General features: G+C 70.5%; 13 protein-coding genes. 9 read left to right on the top strand and 4 right to left on the bottom strand.

The window, feature by feature from the left end:
* Positions 1 to 67: 67 nt before the first annotated feature.
* The 5 genes from SAZ01S_RS02020 to SAZ01S_RS02040 all read left to right on the top strand — a co-directional run bounded on the left by SAZ01S_RS02020 (position 68) and on the right by SAZ01S_RS02040 (position 13,232).
* On the top strand, positions 68 to 6,664 hold the full coding sequence (locus SAZ01S_RS02020; protein ID WP_084579557.1) for a hypothetical protein: 6,597 nt from the start codon (positions 68 to 70) through the stop codon (positions 6,662 to 6,664).
* A 247-nt stretch (positions 6,665 to 6,911) separates the two neighbouring features.
* Positions 6,912 to 9,902 (top strand): TonB-dependent receptor, encoded by a 2,991-nt coding sequence (locus SAZ01S_RS02025; RefSeq protein WP_084579559.1) that lies wholly within the window; start codon positions 6,912 to 6,914, stop codon positions 9,900 to 9,902.
* Positions 9,903 to 10,028: 126 nt separating this feature from the next.
* Positions 10,029 to 10,592: an RNA polymerase sigma factor gene (locus SAZ01S_RS02030; RefSeq protein WP_084579561.1), complete on the top strand. Its 564-nt coding sequence runs from the start codon at positions 10,029 to 10,031 to the stop codon at positions 10,590 to 10,592.
* A 76-nt stretch (positions 10,593 to 10,668) separates the two neighbouring features.
* Positions 10,669 to 11,652: a FecR family protein gene (locus SAZ01S_RS02035; RefSeq protein WP_084579563.1), complete on the top strand. Its 984-nt coding sequence runs from the start codon at positions 10,669 to 10,671 to the stop codon at positions 11,650 to 11,652.
* A complete protein-coding gene (locus SAZ01S_RS02040; protein ID WP_084579565.1) occupies positions 11,649 to 13,232 on the top strand; it encodes an alkaline phosphatase D family protein in 1,584 nt (527 codons plus the stop codon). The genes SAZ01S_RS02035 and SAZ01S_RS02040 overlap by 4 nt, the downstream gene beginning before the upstream one ends.
* 59 nt (positions 13,233 to 13,291) lie before the next feature.
* Here SAZ01S_RS02040 and SAZ01S_RS02045 read toward each other — a convergent pair whose 3' ends face one another.
* On the bottom strand, positions 13,292 to 14,365 hold the full coding sequence (locus SAZ01S_RS02045) for an ATP-binding protein (RefSeq protein ID WP_084579567.1): 1,074 nt from the start codon (positions 14,363 to 14,365) through the stop codon (positions 13,292 to 13,294).
* Positions 14,362 to 15,039: a response regulator gene (locus SAZ01S_RS02050; RefSeq protein ID WP_084579569.1), complete on the bottom strand. Its 678-nt coding sequence runs from the start codon at positions 15,037 to 15,039 to the stop codon at positions 14,362 to 14,364. The genes SAZ01S_RS02045 and SAZ01S_RS02050 overlap by 4 nt, the downstream gene beginning before the upstream one ends.
* Positions 15,040 to 15,165: 126 nt before the next feature.
* Here SAZ01S_RS02050 and SAZ01S_RS02055 point away from each other — a divergent pair, with 126 nt between their 5' ends.
* The 4 genes from SAZ01S_RS02055 to SAZ01S_RS02070 are packed head-to-tail and all read left to right on the top strand — an operon-like array spanning position 15,166 to position 21,047.
* The gene (locus tag SAZ01S_RS02055; protein WP_139809898.1) at positions 15,166 to 16,290 is read left to right on the top strand and encodes an efflux RND transporter periplasmic adaptor subunit; all 1,125 of its coding nucleotides are present in this window, start codon (positions 15,166 to 15,168) and stop codon (positions 16,288 to 16,290) included.
* A gap of 1 nt (position 16,291) precedes the next feature.
* Positions 16,292 to 19,402 (top strand): multidrug efflux RND transporter permease subunit, encoded by a 3,111-nt coding sequence (locus tag SAZ01S_RS02060; protein ID WP_084579571.1) that lies wholly within the window; start codon positions 16,292 to 16,294, stop codon positions 19,400 to 19,402.
* A gap of 2 nt (positions 19,403 to 19,404) precedes the next feature.
* Positions 19,405 to 20,823 (top strand): efflux transporter outer membrane subunit, encoded by a 1,419-nt coding sequence (locus tag SAZ01S_RS02065; RefSeq protein WP_084579573.1) that lies wholly within the window; start codon positions 19,405 to 19,407, stop codon positions 20,821 to 20,823.
* Entirely contained in the window at positions 20,823 to 21,047 is a 225-nt protein-coding gene (locus tag SAZ01S_RS02070; RefSeq protein ID WP_084579575.1) for a GntR family transcriptional regulator, read from the top strand. Before SAZ01S_RS02065 ends, SAZ01S_RS02070 begins: the two co-directional genes overlap by 1 nt.
* 74 nt (positions 21,048 to 21,121) lie before the next feature.
* Here SAZ01S_RS02070 and poxB read toward each other — a convergent pair whose 3' ends face one another.
* Positions 21,122 to 22,843, bottom strand: a complete 1,722-nt coding sequence (poxB, locus tag SAZ01S_RS02075) for a ubiquinone-dependent pyruvate dehydrogenase (RefSeq protein WP_084579577.1) — start codon at positions 22,841 to 22,843, stop codon at positions 21,122 to 21,124.
* A gap of 36 nt (positions 22,844 to 22,879) precedes the next feature.
* Positions 22,880 to 23,680 carry an acetoacetate decarboxylase family protein gene (locus SAZ01S_RS02080; RefSeq protein WP_084579579.1) on the bottom strand — a complete coding sequence of 267 codons (801 nt, stop codon included), beginning with the start codon at positions 23,678 to 23,680 and terminating at the stop codon, positions 22,880 to 22,882.
* Positions 23,681 to 23,725: the final 45 nt, after the last annotated feature.

The following is a 23,725-nucleotide window of genomic DNA, read 5'->3' on the forward strand; positions in this document are numbered from 1 at the left end:
GGCGCCAGATCCTCCTTTCATCCTGCAATCACGAAGCGCGCCGTTGCGCGCGAACGGGAGAATAATAGTGAAGACGACGCTCCTGGTCGGCGCATCGGCGCTGGCTTTCATCCTCGCCACCCCCGGCGCGGCGCTGGCCGACGGCGAGTGCGGCAATCCCGACGTCTCGTCGGATCCGAACATCGTCTCGTGCGTGTCCGATCCCGGCCGCTATCCGAACGGCATCACCTATAACCAGGCAAGCTATGCGACGCCGGCCGGCCTGCGGCTGGACCTGTACGGCACGCTGATCGTCAACGCGACGAACGGCGGTACCGCGGTGAGCGTGATCGGCTCGACGAACCAGGCGGCGCTGATCACCGCGCGCACCGGATCGCGCTTCACCGCCGGCACCACCGGCCTGTCGTCGACGGCGACCGGTACCGGCCTCGCGAGCGTCGACAGCCACGGCATCGTCTCTGCCGGCCTGAACGGGCTGGTCGCGAACGCCGACCTCACCGGCGGCAGCGGCCTCGGCTCTGTGCGCAACCAGAGCGACGCCACGGTCACGCTCACCCAGACCAACCTCAGCGGCAACAGCGCCGGCCTGCTCGCGCGCGGCGGCTCGGCGAGCGCGACCAACAACGGCGCGATCACCGCGACCAGCGCTACCGGCGGCACGGCGAGCAGCACCATCTACGGCATCGCCGGCGAAACCCACGCAGCGGGCGGCACGATGACGCTCGCCAACACCGGCACAGTGACGCTGCGCGGCGCGACCAACCTGGTCGGCATGGGCAGCGCCAGCAGCACCGGTGCGGTGTCGATCAGCAACACCGGCACGATCAACGTCACCAGCCAGAACGGCAGCGCCACCGGCTTCCTGGTCGGAGCGAGCGGTACCGCCGGAGCGGTGACGGCGACCAACAACGGCACGTTGAACGTGAGCGCCAGCGGCATCGCCGCCGGCATGGCCGTGCTGCAGGGCAGCAGCGTCGCGTTGACCGCCCAGCGTACCGGCGCGACCGGCGGCATGAGCGTGAGCGGCAGCAGTGCGGCAGGATTCTACGTCGCCAACGCCACCGGCGCCGTGAACGTGCAGAATAGCGGCTTCGTCCAGCAGGTTACCGGCACTGCGGGCGTCGGCCAGGGCGTGGGGATCAGCGGCGGTACCGCCCAGAGCGTCACCTTTGCCGATGCCGTGATCGGCGGGACTATCTTCAAGGGCGACCTCAGCGTCAGCGCCACCAGCACCGCCCAAGGCGTGGCGCTGTCCGGCGGGACCGGTGCGGCGTCGGTCAATTTTACTGGCGCAGCGCTGACTGCGACCAGCACCGGCGCGGACGCCAGCGGCATCCGCGTGGCGAACGGCACCGACGTGACGATCGTGACGGCCGCGAATGCGACCACCGGCAACGGCGCGGCGATCGCCGTCAACGCCGCCGGCAGCAACGCGCTGGGCGTGGGCGTATCGGCGGCGAGCGGCGCGGAATCGGTGACGCTGGGCGATAGCCTCACCGTCGCCAACATCGCCGGCAGCGCGACCGGCGTGTCCCTGCAAGATGGTTCCAGCCAGACCGTGTCGCTCGCCAAGGGCGCCACCGTGACCGGCATCGGCGCCACCGGCGCAACGATGACCGGCAGCAGCGGCGCGGTGCGCCTCACCAGCGTAGGCGCGCTCGCCGTCGATGGCGGCACCGGCGGCGCGACCGGCGTGGTGCTCGGCGACGGCACGACCCAGACGGTCGATGCGGCGGCGGCGATCACGGTCCGCGCCAATGGCGGCACGGCCAGCGGCATCGCGAGCAGCGGCGCCGCGAGCGACGTCCAGCTCACCGCGCGCGACGTGTTGAGCGTGCGCAACGGGGCAGGCAGCGCGACCGGCATTTCGATCGGTGCCGGGGCGGGCGAGACGGTCTCGCTTGCCCGCGGCATCGACGTGCAGGGCAGCACCGGCGCGACCGGCGCGAGCCTCACCGGCACGGGCGCGTTCGCCCTTGGCGCGATGCAGGATTTCGTGGTGAGCAGCAGCGCGGGCAACGCGAGCGGCGCGAGCTTCTCCGGCGGCACCAGCCAGGCGGCGAACTTCTCGGCGGGGCTCCAGGTCACCGGCGCGGGCAACGCCCTCGGCGTCCGCCAGACCGGCGGCACGGGTGCGTTGTCGACGATCGTCGCAGGCAATGTCGCGGTCGCCGGCGGTCCCGGCGGGGCGACGGCGGTCTCGCTCGCCAATGGCTCGACCCAGACGGTCCAGCTGGGCGGCACTCTCGCGGTTTCGGCAACCGACGCCGCCGCCAATGGCGTGCTCCAGAGCGGCGCCAGCGGAGCGGTCGCCACCGCCGTCACCGGCGCGGTGACGGTGCAGGGCGGCACCGGCGGTGCGACCGGCGTTTCGGTCAGCGGCGGCACCACCCAGGCGCTTCAGCTGGGCAGCACGGTGTCCGTGAAGGCAAATGACGGCACCGTCGTCGGCCTGGCCCAGTCGGGTGCGTCGGACGCAGTGAGCACCAATGTCACAGGTGGCGTCCTCGTCGCCGGTGGAGCAAGCGGGGCGACCGGCTTCACGCTTGCCGGCGGTACCAGCCAGACGGTGCAGTTCGGCAGCACCTTCGGCGTGTCGGCGAGCAACGGTAGCGTCACCGGCCTCAGCCAGTCGGGTGCGTCGGGTGCCATCCGGACGGGCGTGACCGGCGATGTCAGCGCGAGCGTCAGCAGCGGCACCGGTGCGGTGCGCGGCGTCGCGGTGGCGAATGGCAGCAGCCAGGCGGTCCAGCTCGGCGGCATGCTCTCCGTCACGGGTGCCAATGGCAGCGTGACTGGCCTCAGCCAGTCCGGCGCGTCCGGCACCGTCAGCGCGAGCGTCGTCGGCGCGACCACCGTCAACGGCGGCACCAGCGGGGCGACCGGCATCACGGTTGCGGGCGGTTCGACGCAGACCGTGCAGCTTGGCAGCACGCTGACCGTTGCAGCTAGCGACGGCAGCGTCATCGGCCTCAGCCAGTCGGGCGCATCGGGTGCGGTCAGCACCGGCGTGACCGGCGCGGTCACCGTCGGCGGCGGCGCGGGCGGTGCGACCGGCGTTACGGTCGCGGGCGGCACCACCCAGGCGGTGCAGCTTGGCGGCACGCTTGGCGTCACGGCTTCCAACGGCAGCGTCATCGGCCTCAGCCAGTCGGGCGCGTCGGGTGCGGTCAGCACCGGCGTGACTGGTGCAGTCACCGTCGGCGGTGGAGCGGGCGGCGCGACCGGCGTCACGGTCGCGGGCGGCAGCAGCCAGGCGGTGCAGCTTGGCGGCGCGCTTGGCGTCACGGCCTCCAACGGCAGCGTCATCGGGCTCAGCCAGTCGGGGGCAACGGATGCGGTCAGCACCACGCTCGGTGCGGTCACCGTCGGTGGCGGCGCCGGCGGGGCGACGGGCCTCGCGATCGCGGGCGGCACCACCCAGACCGTGCAGCTCGGCGGCGCGCTCGCCGTCACTGCGACCGATGGCACCGTTCTCGGTCTTGGCCAGTCGGGCGCTTCGGACGCAGTCCGCACCACGCTGGGGGTGGTCACCGTCACGGGTGGTACCGGCGGCGCGACGGGCCTTGCGGTTGCGGACGGCACTAGCCAGACCGTGCAGCTCGGCGGCGCGTTCGGCGTTTCGGCGGGTGGCGGCACCGCGCTCGGCGTGCAGCTTCAGGGCGGCCAGTCGGCAGCGCTGACCGCGGCGGATTTCACCGTCTCGAACAGCGCCGGTGATGCGACCGGCATCGCCAGCAGCGGCCCGGCGGCCACCGTCCAGCTCGCCAAGGGCGCGACGGTCTCGGCAACCGGCGTGGCGATCGGGGTGCAGTCGCGGGGCGGCACCACCGTTTCGACCGCGGGCGCGCTGTCGGTGACGTCGACCGGCGGCGAAGCGCACGGCATCGACTTCGACAGCGCGACGGCGGCCACCACCGTCCATCTGCCGACCACGCTCACAGTGCGCAGCACGACCGCCGATGCCTTTGGTATCGTCGGTCGGACCGGCGCCGGCCTTACGCTGGACGGCGCGGGCACGATCGACGTGCGCACGGCGGGCAATGCGGCAGGCATCGGCACCGTCAACCAGAGCGGCGCGCAGAACGTGACCGTCGGCACGGTCACCGTCACGTCGACCGACAAGATGGGCGTTGGCATCGCGCTGGGTGGCAATGCCGCTACCCAGCTGACCGCTGGTACGGTCGCCGTCACCGCTGCGACTGGTGGTGCGGGCGTCGCGCTTATCGGCACCGGCGCGACCGGGGACGTGCAGGCGACGCTCGGCACGGTGAGCTTCACCGGCGCCAACGGCACGGGCGTCACCCTGGCGCAGCGCGGCGGCGCAAACGTCCAGGCGGCGATCAACAGCGTCACCACCAGCGGTGACGGCAGTGCGGGCGTGATCGCCAGCGCCGCCGGCACCGGCACGGTTGCGCTGGCGATCGGCCGCGCGCCGACCGCCGGTGTGGCGACGGCCCAGGCCGTGGCGGTCAACGGCGTCACCACCGGCGGCGCGAACGCCACCGGCGTCAGCGTCACCGTGGCGGACGGCGCGGGCAGCGTGGTCAACAACGGCACCATCGCCACCACCGGCGCCAATGCGATCGGCATCGCCGGCACGGCAACCGGTGCCGGCTCGCTCGCGGTGACTAGCGCGACGGTGACGACCAGCGGCAGCGCCGCGCACGGCATTGCCCTTACCGGTGGCAATGGCGCGCAGACGATCGTCGCGCAGTCGGTGACGGTGGCCGGGGCAGGCGCGCAGGCGATCAGCGCCACCAGCACCGGCGGCGCGATCGCGGTGCAGAGCGGCACGCTCGTCGCCCAGCAGGGCGCGGGCTTTGCCATCGGCGCCACCAGCGGCAGCGGCGCGATCACGATCACGGCGGCGAACAGCAGCAGCGCCAGCGCCGACGCGATCCACCTGACCTCGACCAGCGGCACCATCGCGGCGACGCTGGCCGATGGCGGCACCACCCGCTCTGGCACCGGTGCCGGCCTGTCGATCGATACCGGCGGCACGGCGACGATCAACCTGGGCGCGACGGCCACCACCGCCACGCTGCTGGGGGCGACCGCCGGCCTCTCCTCGCGCGCGGCGGGGGGCCAGACGGTGACCCTGTCGGGCACGGTAGGCGCCGACAACGGCATGGCGATCCGCCTCGCCGGCGGGGCGGCGACGCTCGTCAATCGCGGCGTGATCAACGGCAGCGTCGCGGTGACCAGCAGCCGCCTGGCGTTTACCAACGCCGGGACCTGGAACGTGACCGGCACGCCGAGCTTCGGCGGCAACGCGGTGCTCACCAACAGCGGCACGATCAATCTCGCCGCCGGGACCACGCAGTTTGCCGGGCTCACCAGCCTCCAGAACAGCGGCACGATCAACCTCGCCAACGGCAAGGTCGGCGACGTGCTCGATCTGGGCGGCGCGGGCTTTGTCGGTGCGGCCGGTTCGCGGGTGGTACTCGACGCCAATCTCGGCGGCGTGGCGGTGAACGGCGCCCCGGCGCAGAGCGCCGATCTGCTGCGGGTGGGGGCGGCTTCCGGCACGACCACGCTCGTCGTCCATGATGTGAGCGGGACCGCAGGGTCTCAGTTCAACTTCACCGGCGTGCGGCTCGTGAATGCGGCCTCGGCCAGCACGAACGCCTTCGTGCTCGACAGCGGCAGCCTCAACAAGGGCTTCGCCCAGTATCAGCTGGTCACCGATGCGGCGGGCAACATCAACCTGGTCGGCCTGCCGACCGCCCAGGCCTTTGCGGTGGTGCGCACCGGTGCGGAAGCGCGTCGCTTCTGGCGTCGTTCGGGCGATGCGTGGAGCGAGCAGATGCGCGCCGCCGCTCCCAAGCGGGGCCTGCAGGTATGGGGTCAGCTGTACGGCGGCGAGGAGACCAACCGTTCGCGGCCGGTCTATACCGAAACCGTGCTCGGCACGCCGACCGTGTTCACGCCGAATCTCGACGTGCGCGACAGCTGGGGCGGCGGCCAGCTCGGCCTCGATTGGGGTCAGGGCGACTGGAGCGTCGGCGTCACCGCCGGCTATCTCAGCCAGCAGGGCCGCCTGACCGCGACCGGCGACCAGCTCAAGCTGAACGGCGGCAACCTCGGCGTCTATCTCCGCTATCGCTCGGCGGACGGCTTCTTCGCCCATGCGCTCGGCAAGGTCGATCGCTACTCGGTCAAGTATCAGCTGGCCGGTGTCGCGGGGACGCCGAAGGTGGACGGCACCAGCTACGGCTTCCAGCTGGAGGCTGGATACCATGTGCGTGCCGGTGCGCTGTTCTTCGAACCCGCAGCGAGCATCGCGGTGTCGCATGGGGATGTCGATGGCCTGCAGGGCGCCACGAGCGGCATGTCCGCCACCTTCGACAAGACGGACGGGGCCTATGGCCGCGCCGGCCTGCGCGCGGGCGTGGAGACGGTCTCCGGCGACTGGTCGCTCAAGCCCTATCTGGGCGCGGCGTGGGAAGGCGAATTGTCGGGTCGCCCGGGCGCGACGCTGGGGTCGGGCGGTACCAGCCTGCACTTCGAGGACCAGAACGAACGCGGTCGCGCTCGGATCGAGGCGGGGGTCGAGGGCGGCAGCAGCCGTGGCTTGGCCGCCTTCGCCAAGGTCGAGGCGGTGAGCGGTGCGAAGGCCAAGGGCTTTGGCGGTCGCGCCGGCGTGGCGCTGCGCTGGTAACGATGGGATGGCGGCGAGCGCTGGATCGGGCTCGCCGCTGTTCCGCAACCAGCGCTGGAGAACGCGACAACGCCGCCCCCACGGGCGGCGTTGTCCTGTCTGGGCCGTTGGCATTCCGATCGGGGCCCCGACACGAAGTTCCTCGCTGGCCCGGGACATATTTTTCGCTGCCGAGTAGCGGTTCGGGCGGCGTGCGGCATCGGACGGGGCGGGGGCGGCGAAAGGCCGCCGGGGAGGGCCTCATCCGATGCTTCGTCGTTCGACCACGATTCTGCTGCTTTCGACCGCGGCCATCGCCGCCATGCCAGTGCCCGCGTTCGCGGCCCGATCGGCCGCGACCGCGCGCGTCCGTTTCGACATTCCCGCGGGCGATCTCGCCGCCGCGCTCAACGCAGTCGCGCGCCAGTCCGGTATCCGCATCGCCTTTCCCTATGATCGTGCCGCCGGGCGCCGGGTGGCCGGGCTCAAGGGCGAGATGGCCGCGGCCGATGCGGTGCGTCGGCTGGTCGCGGGCACCGATCTGAAGCTGGTGGTCGCCGATGCCGACCATATCCTGCTCGCCGCCGAGCCCTCGCAGCAGGCGCCGTCGGTGGAGACGGCCGCGAGCGACGCGGGCGAGGAAATCTTCGTCACCGGCTATCGCCTCTCGACCCGCCGCGCGCTCGCCAGCAAGCGCAAGAGCGACCAGGTGATCGACGCGGTCAGCCAGGACGAGGTGAGCCAGCTGCCCGACGTCAACATCGTCGAGGCGGCGCGGCGCATCCCCGGCCTGTCGGTGATTTCCGAGCGCGATTCGACGCGCGGCCACGACAATTACCAATATGTCACGATCCGCGGCCTCGACAGCCGCTACAATCTGGTGACGGTGGACGGCGCGCAGGTCGCCAGCGCCGATGCGAGCTATCGCGGGGCCCAGCTGGCGATGCTGCCGGCGACGCTGGTGAGCGAGATCCAGGCGATCAAGACCGTGACCGCGCAATATGACCCGCACGCACTGGGCGGCCAGATCAATCTCGTCTCGAAGAGCGCGTTCGATACCGGTCCGTTCGTCACGGCCCAGGCGCTGGGCGGCTGGACCTCGCAGGGCGGCAAGGTGGTGCCGGACAAGCGCGCCAATCTGCGCGCCAGCGCCACCGCCGCCACCACCTTCGGCAGTGCGCACCAGTTCGGCGTGGTCCTGTCCGGCGAGTATCAGCGGCTCCAGGCCTCGGCGCTCGCCAGCCTGCCGGGCGATACCGGCGGCGCCGGCTGGACCTATTACACCGCGGCCGGCGCCCAGACCGCGAACATCGCTGCATCCACCGGCCGCGCCGTGCCGGTGCGCGTGCAGGACTATGCTTTCGACGTCCAGCGGGAGCGCTACAGCGTGAACGGCAAGCTGGAATTCCGCCCCGGCGACCGGTTCGAGGCATCGCTGTTCGGCGGCTATTACCGCGAGCGATCGGACGAGGACCGCTACGAGGCGCTGGCGCTGCCGGCGGCGGGCTATACCCCAGGCGCGAGCGCCGACACGGGCAAGCTTAACAGCGGCAACTATCAGTTGGGGCTGGTCGCGCAGCCGGAAACGCGCAAGACCTGGTTCGTCAACGGCAGCGCCCGCTATGCGATCGCCGATCGGCTCAAGCTGCGGGTCGGCGCGTCGGACTCGGACGCGACGTACAACCAGAATCGCTGGATGTACAAATGGAACACCGGAATGGTGATCACCGCCACCTCCGCCGGTACCTCGAACCAGCCGGCCTATGGCTATGGCTACCGCGTGGTGGGCGGCGAACCGATCATCACGCTCAACGATGCCGCCGCTGCGGCCAATCCGGCCAATTACGGCCCGCGCTACTGGCGCAACATCGTTGCCGACATCACCAACACCGTCCGCACGCTGCGCGGCGATCTCGGCTGGAACTTCGACCCCGAAGATCGCGGGCTCGGCCTCAATCTCGGCGTCAACCACACGCTGACCCGGGTGGAGAACACGCTCGACTATCGCGAATGGTTCGCCAAGGATGCCGCTTCGGCGGCACTGATCGGTACGCTCGATCGCTATGCCCAGCCCATGGTGCTGACCCCGATCATGGCGCCGGGGATCAACTTCTACCTGATCGACGCGGTCAAGGCGCAGGGCGTGCTGGTCGACCATCCCGATTGGTTTCGCCAGAGCACCGCGCGCGTCGCCGATAGCAACAATGCCTATTTCAAGCTCCGCGAGTCGATCGCCGCGGGCTATGGCCAGATCCGCTGGAGGGCGGACCGGTTCAACCTCCAGGCCGGGCTGCGCTACGACGATACCGCGGTGGACGTGACCACGCGCGTCAACGGCACCAGCCGCACGCTGCAGCGCCACCGCGACTATGGCTATGCGCTGCCCTCTGCAGTCGCGACCTTCGATGCGACCGCGGCGATCAAGCTGCGCGCCGGGGTGAGCGAAACGATCGGCCGCCCCGATTACGGCCAATATGGCGCCACCACCACCTACTCGGTCAACGCCGTCACCAATCCCGACGGCTCGCCCGCCAGCCTGTTGACGATCACCCAGGGCAACGCCGCGCTCCGGCCGCGCCGGGCGTGGAATTACGATCTGTCGGCGGAATGGTATCTCGGCCGGGGCGGGCTGGTTTCGGCGGCGCTGTTCCGCAAGGACATCACCGACGAGATCTTTACCAAGACGATCAGCTACACCAACTATGCGTTCGAAGGTACGACCTATCAGAGCGCCACGGTGTCGCAGCCGGTCAACGCCTCGTCCGCGCGGGTGCAGGGGATCGAGGTGCAGCTGGTGCAGGACAAGCTGGACTTCCTGCCCGGGCCGCTACGGGATCTGGGCGTCTCGCTCAACGCCAGCTGGCTCGACGGGCATTTCGATTTCGTGATGAGCAACGGCAGCAATCGCCGCATCGGCGCGCTGTTCAACCAGCCGGACCATATCTACAACGCCTCGCTCTTCTATTCGCGTGGGCCGGCCAATGTTCGCTTCGCCTGGAACCGGATCGGCGCGGCGCCGGTATCAGTCGATTCCGGGGCGGCGTGGCGCGACATCTGGCAGGATGCGCGTGACCAGATCGACTTGCAAGGCAGCTATTACGTGACGCCATGGCTCCAGGCGACGGCGCAGGTGCAGAACCTCACCAAGGCGCCGTTCCGCGCGCGGCTGGGCGAACAGCGCGAGCTGCTCCAGACGCGCTATCCGGTGGGGCGCACGCTCTGGTTCGGCCTGGTGTTCAAGCCGGGCGTGGCGAAATGAGGCGCGGCGGCGTCCCCGCGGTGGCGCGCCGGGACGCTGCTTTTTCGTGCGCGGTCGGGCGATTGTCACAGCCGCGTATCAATCGCCGTCTAGGTGAAGCCATTCTTTCCCTTTGCAGGCTTTTCCATGTCCTGGCTTCGCCCGATCGACGCCTGGTTCGCGTCGGCCATCCTGCCGCACGAGGCGGCGCTGCTCCAGCAGGCGCGGCGCTGGACGGGCGACCCGGACGAGGCGCGCGACCTGCTGCACGAAGCCTATGCCCAACTGCTCCAGCTGCAGGCTTGGGAGGGGATCGCCAACCCGCCGGCCTATGCCGTGCGGACGATCCGCAACTGCGCCCTGCAGCGCATGCGCCGCGCCCGCATCGTGCCGATGCGGCAGTTCGCCGCCCTGGAGGAGGTGGAATTTCCCGATCCCGCGCCGGACAGCTTCGCGGTAGCGAGCGGGCGCGAGGAGCTGGCGCGGATGATCGCAGCCGTCGATGCGCTGCCGCCGATGTGCCGCCGAGTCGTCCAGCTGCGCAAGTTCGAGGAGATGGCGCCGCGCGCGATCGCCGAATTGCTGGGGATCAGCCTGTCGACCGTCGAGACGCATCTCGCACGCGGCACGCTGGCGGTGGCGCGGGCGCTCCGCGCCGAGGCGAGCGACGGCCCGGCGCCCGCAAAGGCGCCTGCCCGCCGCAAGGCGTGAGCGGCGCAGTAGCGGTTTTGCCGGCGGCGCGCATCGTTCATACACGCGCCATGCGCGAAGAGATGGACGGCACCCGTTGAGCGAACCGCAGGATCAGGACCCGATCGAGGCAGAGGCGGCGGCGTGGCTGGCGGCGCTCGACTGCGGCCGTGCGGATCCCGCCGCGTTCGAGGCGTGGCGGGCGGCCGATCCGGCCCATGCGATCGCGTTCATCCGGCTCAACCAGGCATGGCGCGGGCTGGACCGCTTTGCGCGCACCGCCGCCAAACCGGGTGCGCCCGAAGCTCCGGTGTCGGAGGAGGTGGAGGTGCCGGTACGCCCGGCGCGGCGTCGCCTGCTTCAGGCTGCGGGGCTGGGCGCGGTCGCAGCCGGCGCGGGCGTTGCGCTCAGCCTGCAGCGGGCTGCCGCGCATACGGTGGAGACCGCGGTGGGCGAGCGGCAGCGTTTCTATGTCGACGAGCGCGCCTGTTTCGATCTCAACACCGCCAGCCGGTTGCGCTGGTGGCGCAGCGGCCAGGGGCTGGAAGTCGCGCTGGAACGCGGCCAGCTCCGGCTCGATCTCGCCCCTGGAGCGCCCGCGTGCACGGTGCATGCCGGCCCTGCGACACTGCAGCTGGGAAGCGGCGCGTTCGATCTGCGGCTGCTCGCGCCCGAACGCGTGGATGTCGTCGCGATCAGCGGCGAAGCGGAACTGCTCGCCCGCAAGGGCGGCGCGGGGGCGGTGCGGCTGACCCGGCGCCATGCGGTGTCGGTCTCGGCGGAGGCGCCGGCGATCCCCCGGCCGGTGGCCGAGGACGCGCTGCGCGCCCGGTCCGCCTGGCGCGAGGGCGAACTGATCTTCGAAGGGCAGACGCTCGCCGAGGCCGTGGCCGAATATAACCGCTATCTGCGCACCCCGATGGTGCTCGGCGATGCCGAGGCCGGGCGGCTGCGGCTGGGCGGGCGCTTTCTCACCAGCGATCCCAGCGAATTTCTCCAGGCGCTGGCGCTGAACTTCGGGCTGCGCGCCGAGCACCGGCCCGATCGCATCCTGCTCTACCGCGAAAGAACCGCGCCATGACCGATCCGTTCGCCGCCCCGTGGAACCGTCGCGCGCTGCTCTGCGCCAGCGGGGCAGGGGCTTCCGCTGGCCTGCTTCTGACCGCGGTGCGCGCCGCGGGGCTTTCCGCGCGGCCGCTGTTCACGCTGGGCGTCGCCTCCGGCGAGCCGCTGCCGCAAGGATTCGTGCTGTGGACGCGGCTGGCACCCGAGCCGCTGGCGATCGATGGCGGGATGCCGGCCCGCACGGTGCCGGTGCGCTGGGAAGTCGCCGAGGACGCGGCGTTCCGGCGGGTCGCCGCGCGCGGCACCGCGCTCGCCGAGCCGCGCTGGGGGCATTCGGTCCATGTCGAGGTTGCCGGCCTCCGTCCGGACCGCCCCTATTGGTATCGCTTCCTCGCCAATGGCGAGGCGAGCCCGATCGGGCGCACCCGCACCGCCCCTGCGGCCGATCAGCCGGTCGATCGCCTGCGCTTCTGCTTCGCCTCGTGCCAGAAATACGAGGCGGGGCAGTATGCCGGCCACCGCCTGATCGCGGCCGAAGCGCCCGATCTGGTGGTGTTCCTGGGCGACTATATCTACGAGAATGGTCCGCAGCAGGACGTGCGCATCCACCGCAATCCGGAACCGGTCGATCTGGGCGGCTACCGGGTGCGCTATGCCACCTACAAGACCGATCCGCTGCTCCAGGCGGCGCATCATGCCGCGCCCTGGGCGGTAATCTGGGACGATCACGAAGTCGCCAACGACTATGCCGATGCGGTGGACGAGGACAATGGCGATCCTGCCGCCTTTCTGCGCCGCCGGGCCGCCGCCTACCAGGCCTATTGGGAGCATATGCCGCTGCGCCGCGCGAGCATGCCGCAGGGCCCGGCGATGCAGCTCTATCGCAGTTTGCAATGGGGCCGCCTGGCCGCGTTCCAGCTGGTGGACGATCGACAGTATCGCAGCGCCCGCCCGTGCCAGCCGCCTGAGCTCGCCGCGCAGCACCGGCCCTATCGCACGCGCACGCCCGATTGCCCCGAGCGGCGCGATCCCGCGCGCAGCATCCTCGGCGCGGCGCAGGAGCGTTGGCTGCACGATGCCTTCGCGCAATCGCGCGCGCAGTGGAACCTGCTCGCCCAGCAGACGCTGATGGCCGATGCCCCGCGGCTCAACCCCGCGCATCTCGATGCCGCCCCGGATCAGTACACGCTCGACAATTGGGGCGGCTATCCCGCCACGCGCGAACGGATTCTGCGGCACTGGCGCGATGCGAAGCTGGCCAACCCGCTGGTGCTGAGCGGCGACATCCACGCCTTCGCCGCGGTCGACCTGCTCGATCCGGACCGGCCGGACGCGCCGCCGATCGCCAGCGAATTCGTCGGCGGATCGCTGACGAGCAAGAACCACGATCCGCTGTTCAAGCAGAGCGCCGCGCGGACCCCCGGCTTTCGCTTCGCCGAACATCAGGTGCGGGGCTATGCCTCGGCGACGATGACTCCTGCGGAATGCGCGATCCGCTTCGTCGGACTGGAAGATCCCGCCAATCCCGACAGTCCGGCGCGGACACTGGCGCATTTCACCGTCGCTGCAGGACAGCGGGGCATGCGCGTCGGCTGATCGTCGGGGCAAGCCGGGGCCCCCTCGGATTCGATGCGAAGAAGATGGGTTGGGGGGCGCTACCCCGATGTCGCCGCCACGGGTTCGCGGCGTGGCAACAGGATGCGGAACATGGAGCGGTCCTCCGTCCGCAGATAGCGCGCCTCGCCGCCATGCGCGCGGGCGATCGCCTGCACCACCGCCAGGCCGAGTCCGGACCCGCGCGACGGGCCCGGACCTCGCACGAACTGGCGAAACGCATCGACTTCAAGGCCGGCAGCGAGACCGGGCCCTTCGTCCGCCACGGTGAGCACCGCCATGTCCCCGGCGAACGCGGTCGTGATGCGCACCGTGCACCGATCGGCGTGGCGTACGGCATTGTCCGTCAGGGCGATCACCGCCTGTCGGATGCGGATCCGATCCGCCCGTACGATCCCGGGTTGCAGGTCCAGCTCGAGCCCGAAGCCCGCCGGCGCCAGCATGGCCGAGAGGGTGGGGGCCAGCGCCGCGAGCTCGGCGGCAAGATCGATATCGGCGAGCTCGACTTCCAGCCGGCCGCTATCGGCCAGGCTGACGCTGCGCAGATCCTCGACCAGCCGCGTCAGCCCCTCGACCTGGACGAGCAGCCCCGCCACCAGCTGGGCGTCGAGCGCGAACACGCCGTCCTGGGCGCCTTGCAGCCGCCCCCGCAGCACCGTGAGCGGTGTACGCAGCTCATGCGCGATTTGCGCGTTCCAGACCTGCACGTTTTCCGACATCCGCTGGAGGCGGTCTGCCATCGCGTTGAAGTCGGCGATCAGGCGCGAGGTCTCGCCATGGGCATCCGGGCTCGGATCGATCCGCGTGGCGAGATCGCCCTCGGCGATCCGTCGGGCCGCGTCGCCCACCGCACCCAGCGGGCGGACGATCCGCCGTGCCACGCGCACGGCCACCGCCAGGGATATCCCGACCCCCGCCACGCATGCGGCGAGCGTGATGCCGATATCCAGCCCGGTGGTGTCCTCGACCCCCGGCGGCAGCGGCGCGACCACGCGCAGCCGCTCGAGCACGCCATAGACGAGGTAGAAAGCCGCCGTGCTGACGATGGTCGCCATCGTCGCCAGGGCAGCCATCGCGACCCCCAATTGCCGGGCCAGGCTGATCCGCTTGGTCATCCCCGCGACCAGAGCCGGTAGCCGACCCCGCGCACGCCCTCCGGCATGTCGGCGGCGCCGGCCTGTTCCAGCTTGCGGCGCAGCTTGCTGATGTGGCTGTCCACCGTCCGGTCGAGCGCGTCCGATCCCGGCAGGCAGGCATCGACCAGCTCGCTGCGCGAAAAGACTCGGGTCGGCGTGCGCGCCATATGGCTGAGCAGGCGGAACTCGGTAAGCGTCAGCGCTACCTCGCCGCGGTCGGTGCGGACGAGATGGGCGACGGTGTCGATCTCGACCGGGCCGACGCGCAGCACGCCCGCCGCGGCCGCGGCACCTGCCCGGCGCAGCACCGCCTTCACCCGCGCGACCACCTCGACCGGGTTGAACGGCTTGACCACATAATCGTCGGCACCGACGCGCAGCGCCTGGAGCTTGTCGATATCCTGGTCGAGCGCGGTGATGACCAGCACCGGCGTGCTGCCCCGGCGGCGCACCTCGGACAGCACCTCCCAGCCGTCGACCAGCGGCATCGACAGGTCGAGCAGCAGGACATCGGGCTTGAGCGCCAGATGCAGGTCCAGCGCGGTGCGCCCGTCGCCTGCCTGCACGGTGCGGAAGCCTTCGCGCTCCAGATAGGCGCGGAGGATGTCGGCGATGTCGCGCGCGTCCTCGGCGATCAGCGCGAGCGGGTTCATGGGGTGCGGGCTCCGACGGGCATAGCGCTTCCTATCAGCGGAGCCGGCAACGCCGCCAGTCGGCCTCCACATAGTCTCCACACAATCTCGATGCGGTCGCAACCACGTGCCCGGATAGGCGCGGCCATGATCGGATCCCTTGCTTTCCCCCGCGCCATTGTGCGGACCTTGCCGGCCGCACTGGTGCTCGCCGGCTGTTCCGCCGAGCCGCCGCGTGACTCCGCCCCCGAGGTCGAGGTGCGCACGCTGCGCGTCGCGCCGAGCCCGGTTGCGCCTACCGACGAACTGCCGGGCCGCGTCGTCGCGTTCCGTACCGCCGAGATCCGGCCGCAGGTGGGCGGCATGCTCACGCGGCGTTCGTTCGAGCAGGGCGCGGCGGTGCGGGCCGGCCAGCTGCTGTTCCAGATCAACCCGGCGCCGTTCCGCGCCGATGCCGATAGCGCACGCGCCACGGTGGAGAAGGCCGCCACGGCCTATACCCGTGCACGCACCCAGGCGGACCGGCTGAAGCCGCTGGTCGATACCGATGCGATCAGCCGGCAGAGCTATGACGATGCCGTGGCGGCCTGGAAGCAGGCTGCCGCCGAGCTGGCCGAGGCGCGCGCCGCGCTGCGCCGCCGCCAGGTCGACCTGGGCTTTGCGCGAATCGTCGCGCCGATCTCCGGTCGCATCGGCGCCGCCAACCTTACCGAAGGCGCGCTGGTCACCGCCGCCGACACCGCGCCGCTGGCGACGATACAGCAGATCGACCGCGTCTATGTCGATGTCCGCCAGCCGGCCGAGCGCTACGCCGCGCTGCGCGAGGCCGGCGGTACGGCAGGGCCGGTGGAGATCGTGACGGCCTCGGGGGCAGTGCATCCGGTGAAGGGCCGCATCCTCTTTTCCGGCATCGCCGTCGATCCCGGCACCGGCGATGCGCTGGTGCGGGTGGAGGTCGCCAATCCCGGCGAGCGGCTGCTGCCCGGCATGTTCGTCCGCGCGCGGCTACCGCGCCCCGGTATGTCCGCTGCGCTTACGGTGCCGCAACAGGCGGTGACTCGCGCCGACGACGGGACCGCCCAGCTTGCGGTGGTCGATACCCAGGACCGGGTACATGTGCGGCGGGTCCAGCTCGGCCCGATCGTCGACGGGCGCTATGTGGTCCTCGCGGGCCTTCGCGCCGGCGAAGTGGTGATCGTCGAGGGGCAGGACCGCGTCCAGCCCGATACGCCGGTGAAGCAGATCCCCTGGCAAAGCGGCGCGGCGCGCTGAGATGCCCCAGTTCTTCATCCATCGCCCGGTCTTCGCCTGGGTCATCGCCATCGCGATCGTGCTGCTGGGCGTGCTCGCCATCCCGCAGATGCCGGTCGCGCGCTTCCCCAGCGTCGCGCCGCCGACGGTCAGCATCTACGCGAGCTACCCGGGGGCCACGCCGCAGACGCTGAACGACAGCGTCGTCTCGCTGATCCAGCGCGAGCTTTCGGGCGTGAAGAACCTGCTCTATTTCGAGAGCTCGGCCGATACGTCGGGATCGGCGACGGTCACTGCCACCTTCCGCCCGGGCACCAATCCCGAGATGGCGCAGGTCGACGTGCAGAACCGGCTCAAGGCGATCGAAGCCCGGCTGCCGCAGGTGGTGCGCCAGACCGGCGTGACGGTCGAATCCGCCTCGTCCGGCTTTCTGATGATCGTCAGCCTGCTTTCGGACGGGCGGCAGGACGAGGTCGCGCTTTCCGATTACATGACGCGCAACATCGTCGACGAGCTGAAGCGCGTGCCCGGCGTCGGCCGCGTCCAGAATTTCTCTGCGGAGCGGGCGATGCGGATCTGGATCGATCCGGCGAAGCTCGCCGGGTTCGGCCTTACCGCCGCCGACGTGACGGCCGCGATCGCCGAGCAGAATGTCCAGATCGCGCCCGGCGCGCTGGGGGCGGAGCCGACGGCGAACGGCCAGCGCGTGCTGGTGCCGCTCACCGCCGACGGCCAGCTCAAGACGCCGGAGGATTTCGCCCGGGTGATCCTGAAGGCGAATCCCGATGGGTCCAGCGTCACGCTCGACAAGGTCGCGCGGATCGAGCTGGGCCGGCAGAGCTTCGGCAACGCCACGCGCGAGGCCGGCAAGGTCGCTGCCTCGGCCGCGATCCAGCTGAGCCCGGGCGCCAACGCCGTCGCCACCTCGCAGGCGGTGCGTGCGCGCATGGCCGAGCTGGCGCGCGCGCTGCCGCCGGGGATGAGCTGGTCGGCGCCGTTCGATACCGCGCCGTTCGTGCGCATCTCGATCGAGAAGGTGCTGCACACGCTGGCCGAGGCGATGCTGCTCGTCTTCCTGGTGATGTACCTGTTCCTGCAGAAGGTCCGCTACACGCTGATCCCGGCGATCGTCGCGCCGATCGCGCTGCTCGGCACGATCGCGGTGATGCTGGCGGCGGGCTATTCGATCAACGTGCTCACCATGTTCGGCATGGTGCTGGCGATCGGCATCATCGTCGACGATGCGATCGTCGTGGTCGAGAATGTCGAACGGCTGATGCACGAGGAGCATCTGTCGCCGCGCGACGCCACGTCCCGGGCGATGCGCGAGATTACGCCGGCGGTGATCGGCATCACCCTCGTGCTGTCGGCGGTGTTCATCCCCATGGCGTTCGCGTCGGGATCGGTGGGCACCATCTATCGCCAATTCTCGATGGCGATGGCGGTGTCGATCCTGTTCTCCGCCTTCCTCGCCCTCACGCTCACGCCCGCGCTGTGCGCCACGCTGCTCGAGCCGCTGGACGAGGCACCGCGCAAGCACCGCTTCTTCGCCTGGTTCGATCGGCAGTTCGATGCCGCGACCCGGCGCTACCAGGGCTGGGTGCGCGCGCTGCTGAAGCGGAGCGCGCGGATGATGCTGGTGTTCGCCGGCATCGTCGCGCTGCTGGGCGTGGCCTTGCTCAACCTTCCCTCGTCGTTCCTGCCCGAAGAGGATCAGGGCTATTTCATGACCAGCTTCCAGCTCCCCGCCGACGCCACTTCCGCCCGCACGCTGGAGGCGGTGCAGGCGTTCGAGCGGCACATGCACGGCCGCCCCGGCATCGATACCACCGAGGCGATCCTCGGCTTCGGCTTTTCGGGCTCGGGCCCCAACGCCGCGATGGTGTTCACCATGCTGAAGGACTGGGGCGCGCGTGCCGGCACCGACGTGCGCCGCGAAGTCGCCGCCGCCGATGCCGCGATGGCAAGCGCGGTGCACGAAGGCCAGGTGATGAACCTGATGCCGCCGGCGATCGACGAACTCGGCACCTCGTCGGGCTTCACGCTGCGGCTGGAGGATCGCGCGGGCAAGGGGCGGCAGGCGCTGTTCGCCGCGCGCGACCTGCTGCTCGGCTATGCGGCGCGCAGCAGCAAGCTGGCGAACGTCTATGCCGAGGGGCTGCCCGCCGGCACCAGCGTGCGGCTGGACGTCGACCGCGCCAAGGCGCGCGCGCTCGGCGTGTCGTTCGCGTCGATCAGCGACATGATCGGCACGGCGCTCGGCAGCAGCTATGTCAACGACTTCCCCAACCAGGGGCGGCTGCAGCAGGTGATCGTGCAGGCCGATGCCAAGGATCGCATGAACCTGGACGACGTGCTGCGGTTGCGGGTGCGCGGTGCCGAGGGCAGGACGGTCGCGCTCGCCGAACTGGTGACGCCGGTCTGGAGCACCAGTCCGCTCCAGCTTTCGACCTATAACGGCTATCCTTCGGTCAGCATCACCGGCAGCGCCGCCCCCGGTACGTCGAGCGGGGAGGCGATGCGCGAGATGGAAGCACTTGCGGCGCAGTTGTCGCCGGGCTTTGCGATCGAATGGACCGGCCAGTCGCTGCAGGAGCGCGACGCCGGCGCGCAGGCGCCGATGCTCCTCCTGCTGTCGATGCTGGTCGTGTTCCTGGTGCTGGCAGCCTTGTACGAAAGCTGGTCGATCCCGGTGGCGGTGATGCTGGTGGTGCCGCTTGGCCTGATCGGCGCAGTGTCCGCGGTGGCGCTGCGGGGCATGTCGAACGACGTGTTCTTCAAGGTCGGGCTGATCACCATCATCGGGCTGAGCGCCAAGAACGCGATCCTGATCGTCGAATTCGCCAAGCAGTATCGCGCGGCCGGCAGCAGCCTGGTCGAGGCTGCGATCGCCGCGGCGCGGGTGCGGCTGCGCCCGATCGTGATGACCAGCCTCGCCTTCACGCTGGGCGTCGTGCCGCTGATGCTGGCGGGCGGGCCGAGCGCGGAGACGCAGCATGCGATCGGCACCGGCGTGTTCGGGGGCATGATCACGGGTACCGTGCTCGCGCTGATCTTCGTGCCCGTATTCTTCGTGGTTGTGGTGGGGCTGGCCGAGCGCTGGCGTACCCGCGGAACGGGCCGGGAGGCGTGACGATGCGCATTCGGGCGCTTCCCCTGCTGCTGGCGGCCTCCGCCTGTTCGATGACGCCGAAGCTCAGCCTGCCGGCTGCGCCGGTAGCCGCTGCCTATCCTGCTGCCGATGGGGTGGAGGCGCTTCCCGCATGGCGCAGCATGTTCGGCGATCCGCGGCTGCAGCGGCTGATCGAACTGGCGCTGGATTCCAATCGCGACCTGCGGATCGCGGCGCTGCATGCGGAGGCGGCGCGGGCCCAGGTGCGGATCCAGCACGCGCAGGCCTTGCCCGCAATCAATCTCGACGGCGGCTATACCCGCCAGCGACAGCCCGCCAGTGTCGCAGGGGCGGGCGTCGGCCTCGCGTCCGGCGCGGGCAGCGGCGCCAGCGGGTTCGAATTCGGCCAGTTCAGCGCACAGGCGGCGCTGACCAGCTTCGAGATCGACCTGTTCGGCCGGCTGCGCGCGCTGGATGCGGCGGCGTTCCACCGCTGGCTCGCCTCGGTCGCGGCGCGGCGGTCGGTGCGGCTGGCGGTGATCGGCGCCGTCGCCGACGCCTATTGGAACGAGCGGCTCGCCGACGAACAGCAGGCGCTGACCCGCGCGACGCTGGAGGATTGGCGCGCTTCGCTCGACATAACCCGGCGGCGCCACGCGGCCGGGCAAGCGAGCGGCGCCGATCTGGCGCAGGCCGAAGGGCAGGTGCGACAGGCGCAGGCCGATCTGGTGCAGCGCGAGCGCGAAGCGACGCAGGCGACGAACGCGCTGACGCTTGCGATAGGCGCACCGCCTCCGGCCGACCTGCCGCCGCCAAGCCCCTTGGCGGCGCAACCGATCCGCACCGGGCTCGCGGCGGGAACGCCATCGGACCTGCTCCTCCGGCGGCCCGATATCGTCCAGGCCGAACAGGAATTGCGTGCCGCCAATGCCGATGTCGGCGCGGCGCGCGCGGCGTTCTTCCCGCGCATCTCGCTCACCGGTGCCTTCGGGTTCGCCAGCCTCGCGCTCGACCACCTCTTCCAGGGCGCCAACCGTTCCTGGTCCTATGCGCCCGCGATCAGCCTGCCGATCTTTCGGGGCGGTGAACTGCGCGGCACCCTCAACCTGGCGAGGCTCCGGACCTCGATCGCGGTGGCGACCTACGAGAAGGCGATCCAGACCGGCTTCCGCGAGGTCGCCGACGGGCTCGCCGCGCAGGCGACTTATGCCGCGCAGCTGACCGGGATGGATGCCGCGACGTCCCAGGCGGAGCGCCGCCTCCAGCTGGCCGATCTTGGCTATCGCGCTGGCCAGACCGGCCGCCTGGAGTTGCTTGATGCGCAACGGGCAACCTACGCGGCGCGGCAGGCGGCGCTCGTGGCCCGACGCGAGCAACTGGCGGCGGCCGCCGCGCTGTTCCGCGCGCTCGGCGGAGACCCCGAAACCGAAGGCGCCCGCTGATGCACGCACCCGTCGCCCCCAAGCCGGAGGCCGGTAAGGCGTGGATCGGCAATCGCTACGGGCTGCTGACCACCCAGTTGGTCGAGCGGCTTGCGATCCTGGCGGAGCGCTATGTGATCGCGCAAATCGGGCCGGCTGGCCGGGACGCCCGTGCCCATGTCGAGCACCGCGCGCTGCTCGATGCCTGGATCGGCGGGGACGCGGCAGCGTCGACGCCAGGGTGACGCAGCGCGAACGAGGCCGCTGCGCCCGTCCGCCCGGTGGCGTTGGACGCAGAGAGCCCCGTTCTCGGCGAAGGTCAGAGCCGCAGGTTGGTGCGGGCGAGGTCGACCAGTTCGCCAGCGCGGCCGTCGAGCACCGCGCGCAGCGTGAACAGCCCGAACTTGTGGACCTCTTCCAACGTGATCGTCGGCGGCATGATCAGCTCCTGGCGAGCGCTGACCACGTCGAGCAGGGCGGGGCCGTCATGGGCGAGCAGCGCCTGCACCGCCGCGCGTAGCTCTTGCGGGCGTTCGACGCGGATGCCCTTCACGCCCATCGCCTCGGCCATCGCCGCGAAGCTCGGGTTGGTGAGGCCGACGCCTTCGGGGAGGAAGCCCTGGGCGCGCATCTCGAGCTCGACAAAGCCGAGCGTGCCGTTGTTCAGCACCACCACCTTCACCGGCAGCCCGGTCTGGATCAGCGTGACGAACTCGCCCATCATCATCGCAAAGCCGCCATCGCCCGAGAAGGAGATGACCTGCCGCCCGGGATAGGTCGCCTGCGCGCCGATCGCCTGCGGCATGGCGTTGGCCATCGAGCCATGGTTGAACGAGCCGATCAGCCGCCGCTTGCCGTTCATCGCCAGATAGCGCGCCGACCAGGCGACCGGCGTGCCGACGTCGCAGGTGAAGATCGCGTCGTCCGCCGCTTCCTCGCTAAGCACGCGGGCGAGATATTGCGGATGGATCTTGGGGGTGTCGGGTCCGCTTTCGGCGAGCGCATCCAGCTGCGCCCGCGCCGCGCGGTAATCGGCAAGCGCCGCCTCGAGATGGTCCGAATTCGCCTTCTCCGCGATATGCGGCAGGAGCGCGTCGAGCGTGTCCTTCACCGTGCCGATCACGCCCAGCTCGACTGGCGCGCGGTTGCCCAGCGCCTCGGGTCGCAAATCGACCTGGAGGATGCGCGCATCCTTGGGATAGAATTGCCGGTAGGGGAAGTCGGTGCCGAGCAGCAGCAGCGTGTCGCAGGACAGCATCGCCTTGTAGCCCGAGGCGAAGCCGATCAGCCCGGTCATCCCGACATCATAGGGATTGTCATATTCGATGAAGGTCTTGCCGCGCAGCGTGTGGACGATCGGCGCCTGCAGCTTGCGCGCGAGCGCGACCACCTCGGCATGCGCGCCCTCGCAGCCCGCGCCGCAGAGCATCGTCACCCGGCTGCCGCTGTTGAGCAGGTCGGCGAGGCGCTGCAGATCCGCGTCGGCGGGCCGAACGACGGGTCTGGGCGGCACCAGCATCCCCGGCACGTCGTGATCCAGCGCCTGCAGCGCGATGTCGCCGGGGAGGACGACGACCGCGACGCCGCGCTTGGCGACCGCGACGCGGATCGCGCGCAGCAGCACCTGGGGGAGCTGCGCGGGGTGCGAGACCAGCTCGACATAATGGCTGCAGTCCTTGAACAGGGTCTGCGGATGGGTTTCCTGAAAATAGTCGATGCCGATCTCGCTGCTCGGGATATGCGCGGCGATGGCGAGCACCGGCGCGCCGCTGCGGTGGGCGTCGAACAGCCCGTTGATCAGATGGAGATTGCCCGGGCCGCAGCTGCCCGCGCACACCGCGAGTTCCCCGGTCAGCTGCGCCTCGGCGGCGGCGGAGAAGGCGCCGCCTTCCTCGTTGCGGACATGCACCCATTCGATCGTGCCTTGCCGCCGCAGCGAGTCGGTGAAGCCGTTGAGGCTATCTCCAACCACGCCGTAGATGCGCTTCACCCCGGCCTGGGTGAGCACGTCCGTCATATAGTCCGCCGCCGTCTTGCCCATGTGCGATCCTTTCTGTGGGTTTGTCGGGAACGCCGCTCAGGCGTTGTAGTCGCGCAGGATCTTGAGGTCGGTGACCGTATAGGCCATGCCGAAGCGGAAGCCGCGGCCGATGCGCAGCGGCGCCAGCCGGTGCATTTCCTCGCCGGCGACTTCCGGGATCGAAAGCTCGGCCGAGCCGGTCCACAGGTTGACGATCGCGGCGTCGTCGGTGACCGACAGCACCAGCTCGTTCACCGGCGCCTTGGCGTCCGGAGCGCCGGCGAGCTGCGGGAAATAACGGCGCATCACGGTCGGGCGGTTGAACACGGTGGTGGGATCCGCCACCGGTTCCTCCAGCTGGACGCGCGCGGTGCCGAGCCGTTCGCCATGGGCCGAGATGCTGGCGCCGAAGCGGCTGCCGGGCGCGAGCGGCGCTGCGGCCGGGCCTGGGGCGGCAAAGCTACGGGTCTGGAACACCGAGGCCAGCCGCTTGGGGAAGCCCTGGGCCCAGCCACGCGCGATCGCCGAGTCATTGTCGACGAAGATGAAGGGGCAGTAATTGATCGGCATGCCTTCGAAGCGCGCCTCGATCAGCAGGAATGCCTCGCGATACTGGTAGCGGGCGGGATCGGTGAGCTCGTCGTTCGAGGCGGTGAACTGCCAGTCGAGAAACGAGAACATCGCGCGGCCATTCGACTCCGCGTCCAGCTCGACGCCGTCCGGCAGGAACTCGGCCAGCGCTGCGGGGTCCGCCCAATATTCGACCGCCATGCAGTCGCTCGAATAATACCATGGCGGCGTGCTGACGAGGGAGGACTGTCCGGTGGGCGTCAGCGGGACCGTGAAGCCTTTCAGCATCGAGAATACCTTTCGTTGCAAAGCCATTTTGGGCGTTGAAGACAA

It is taken from the genome of Sphingomonas azotifigens NBRC 15497, from assembly GCF_002091475.1.
GTDB classification, from domain to species: domain Bacteria; phylum Pseudomonadota; class Alphaproteobacteria; order Sphingomonadales; family Sphingomonadaceae; genus Sphingomonas; species Sphingomonas azotifigens.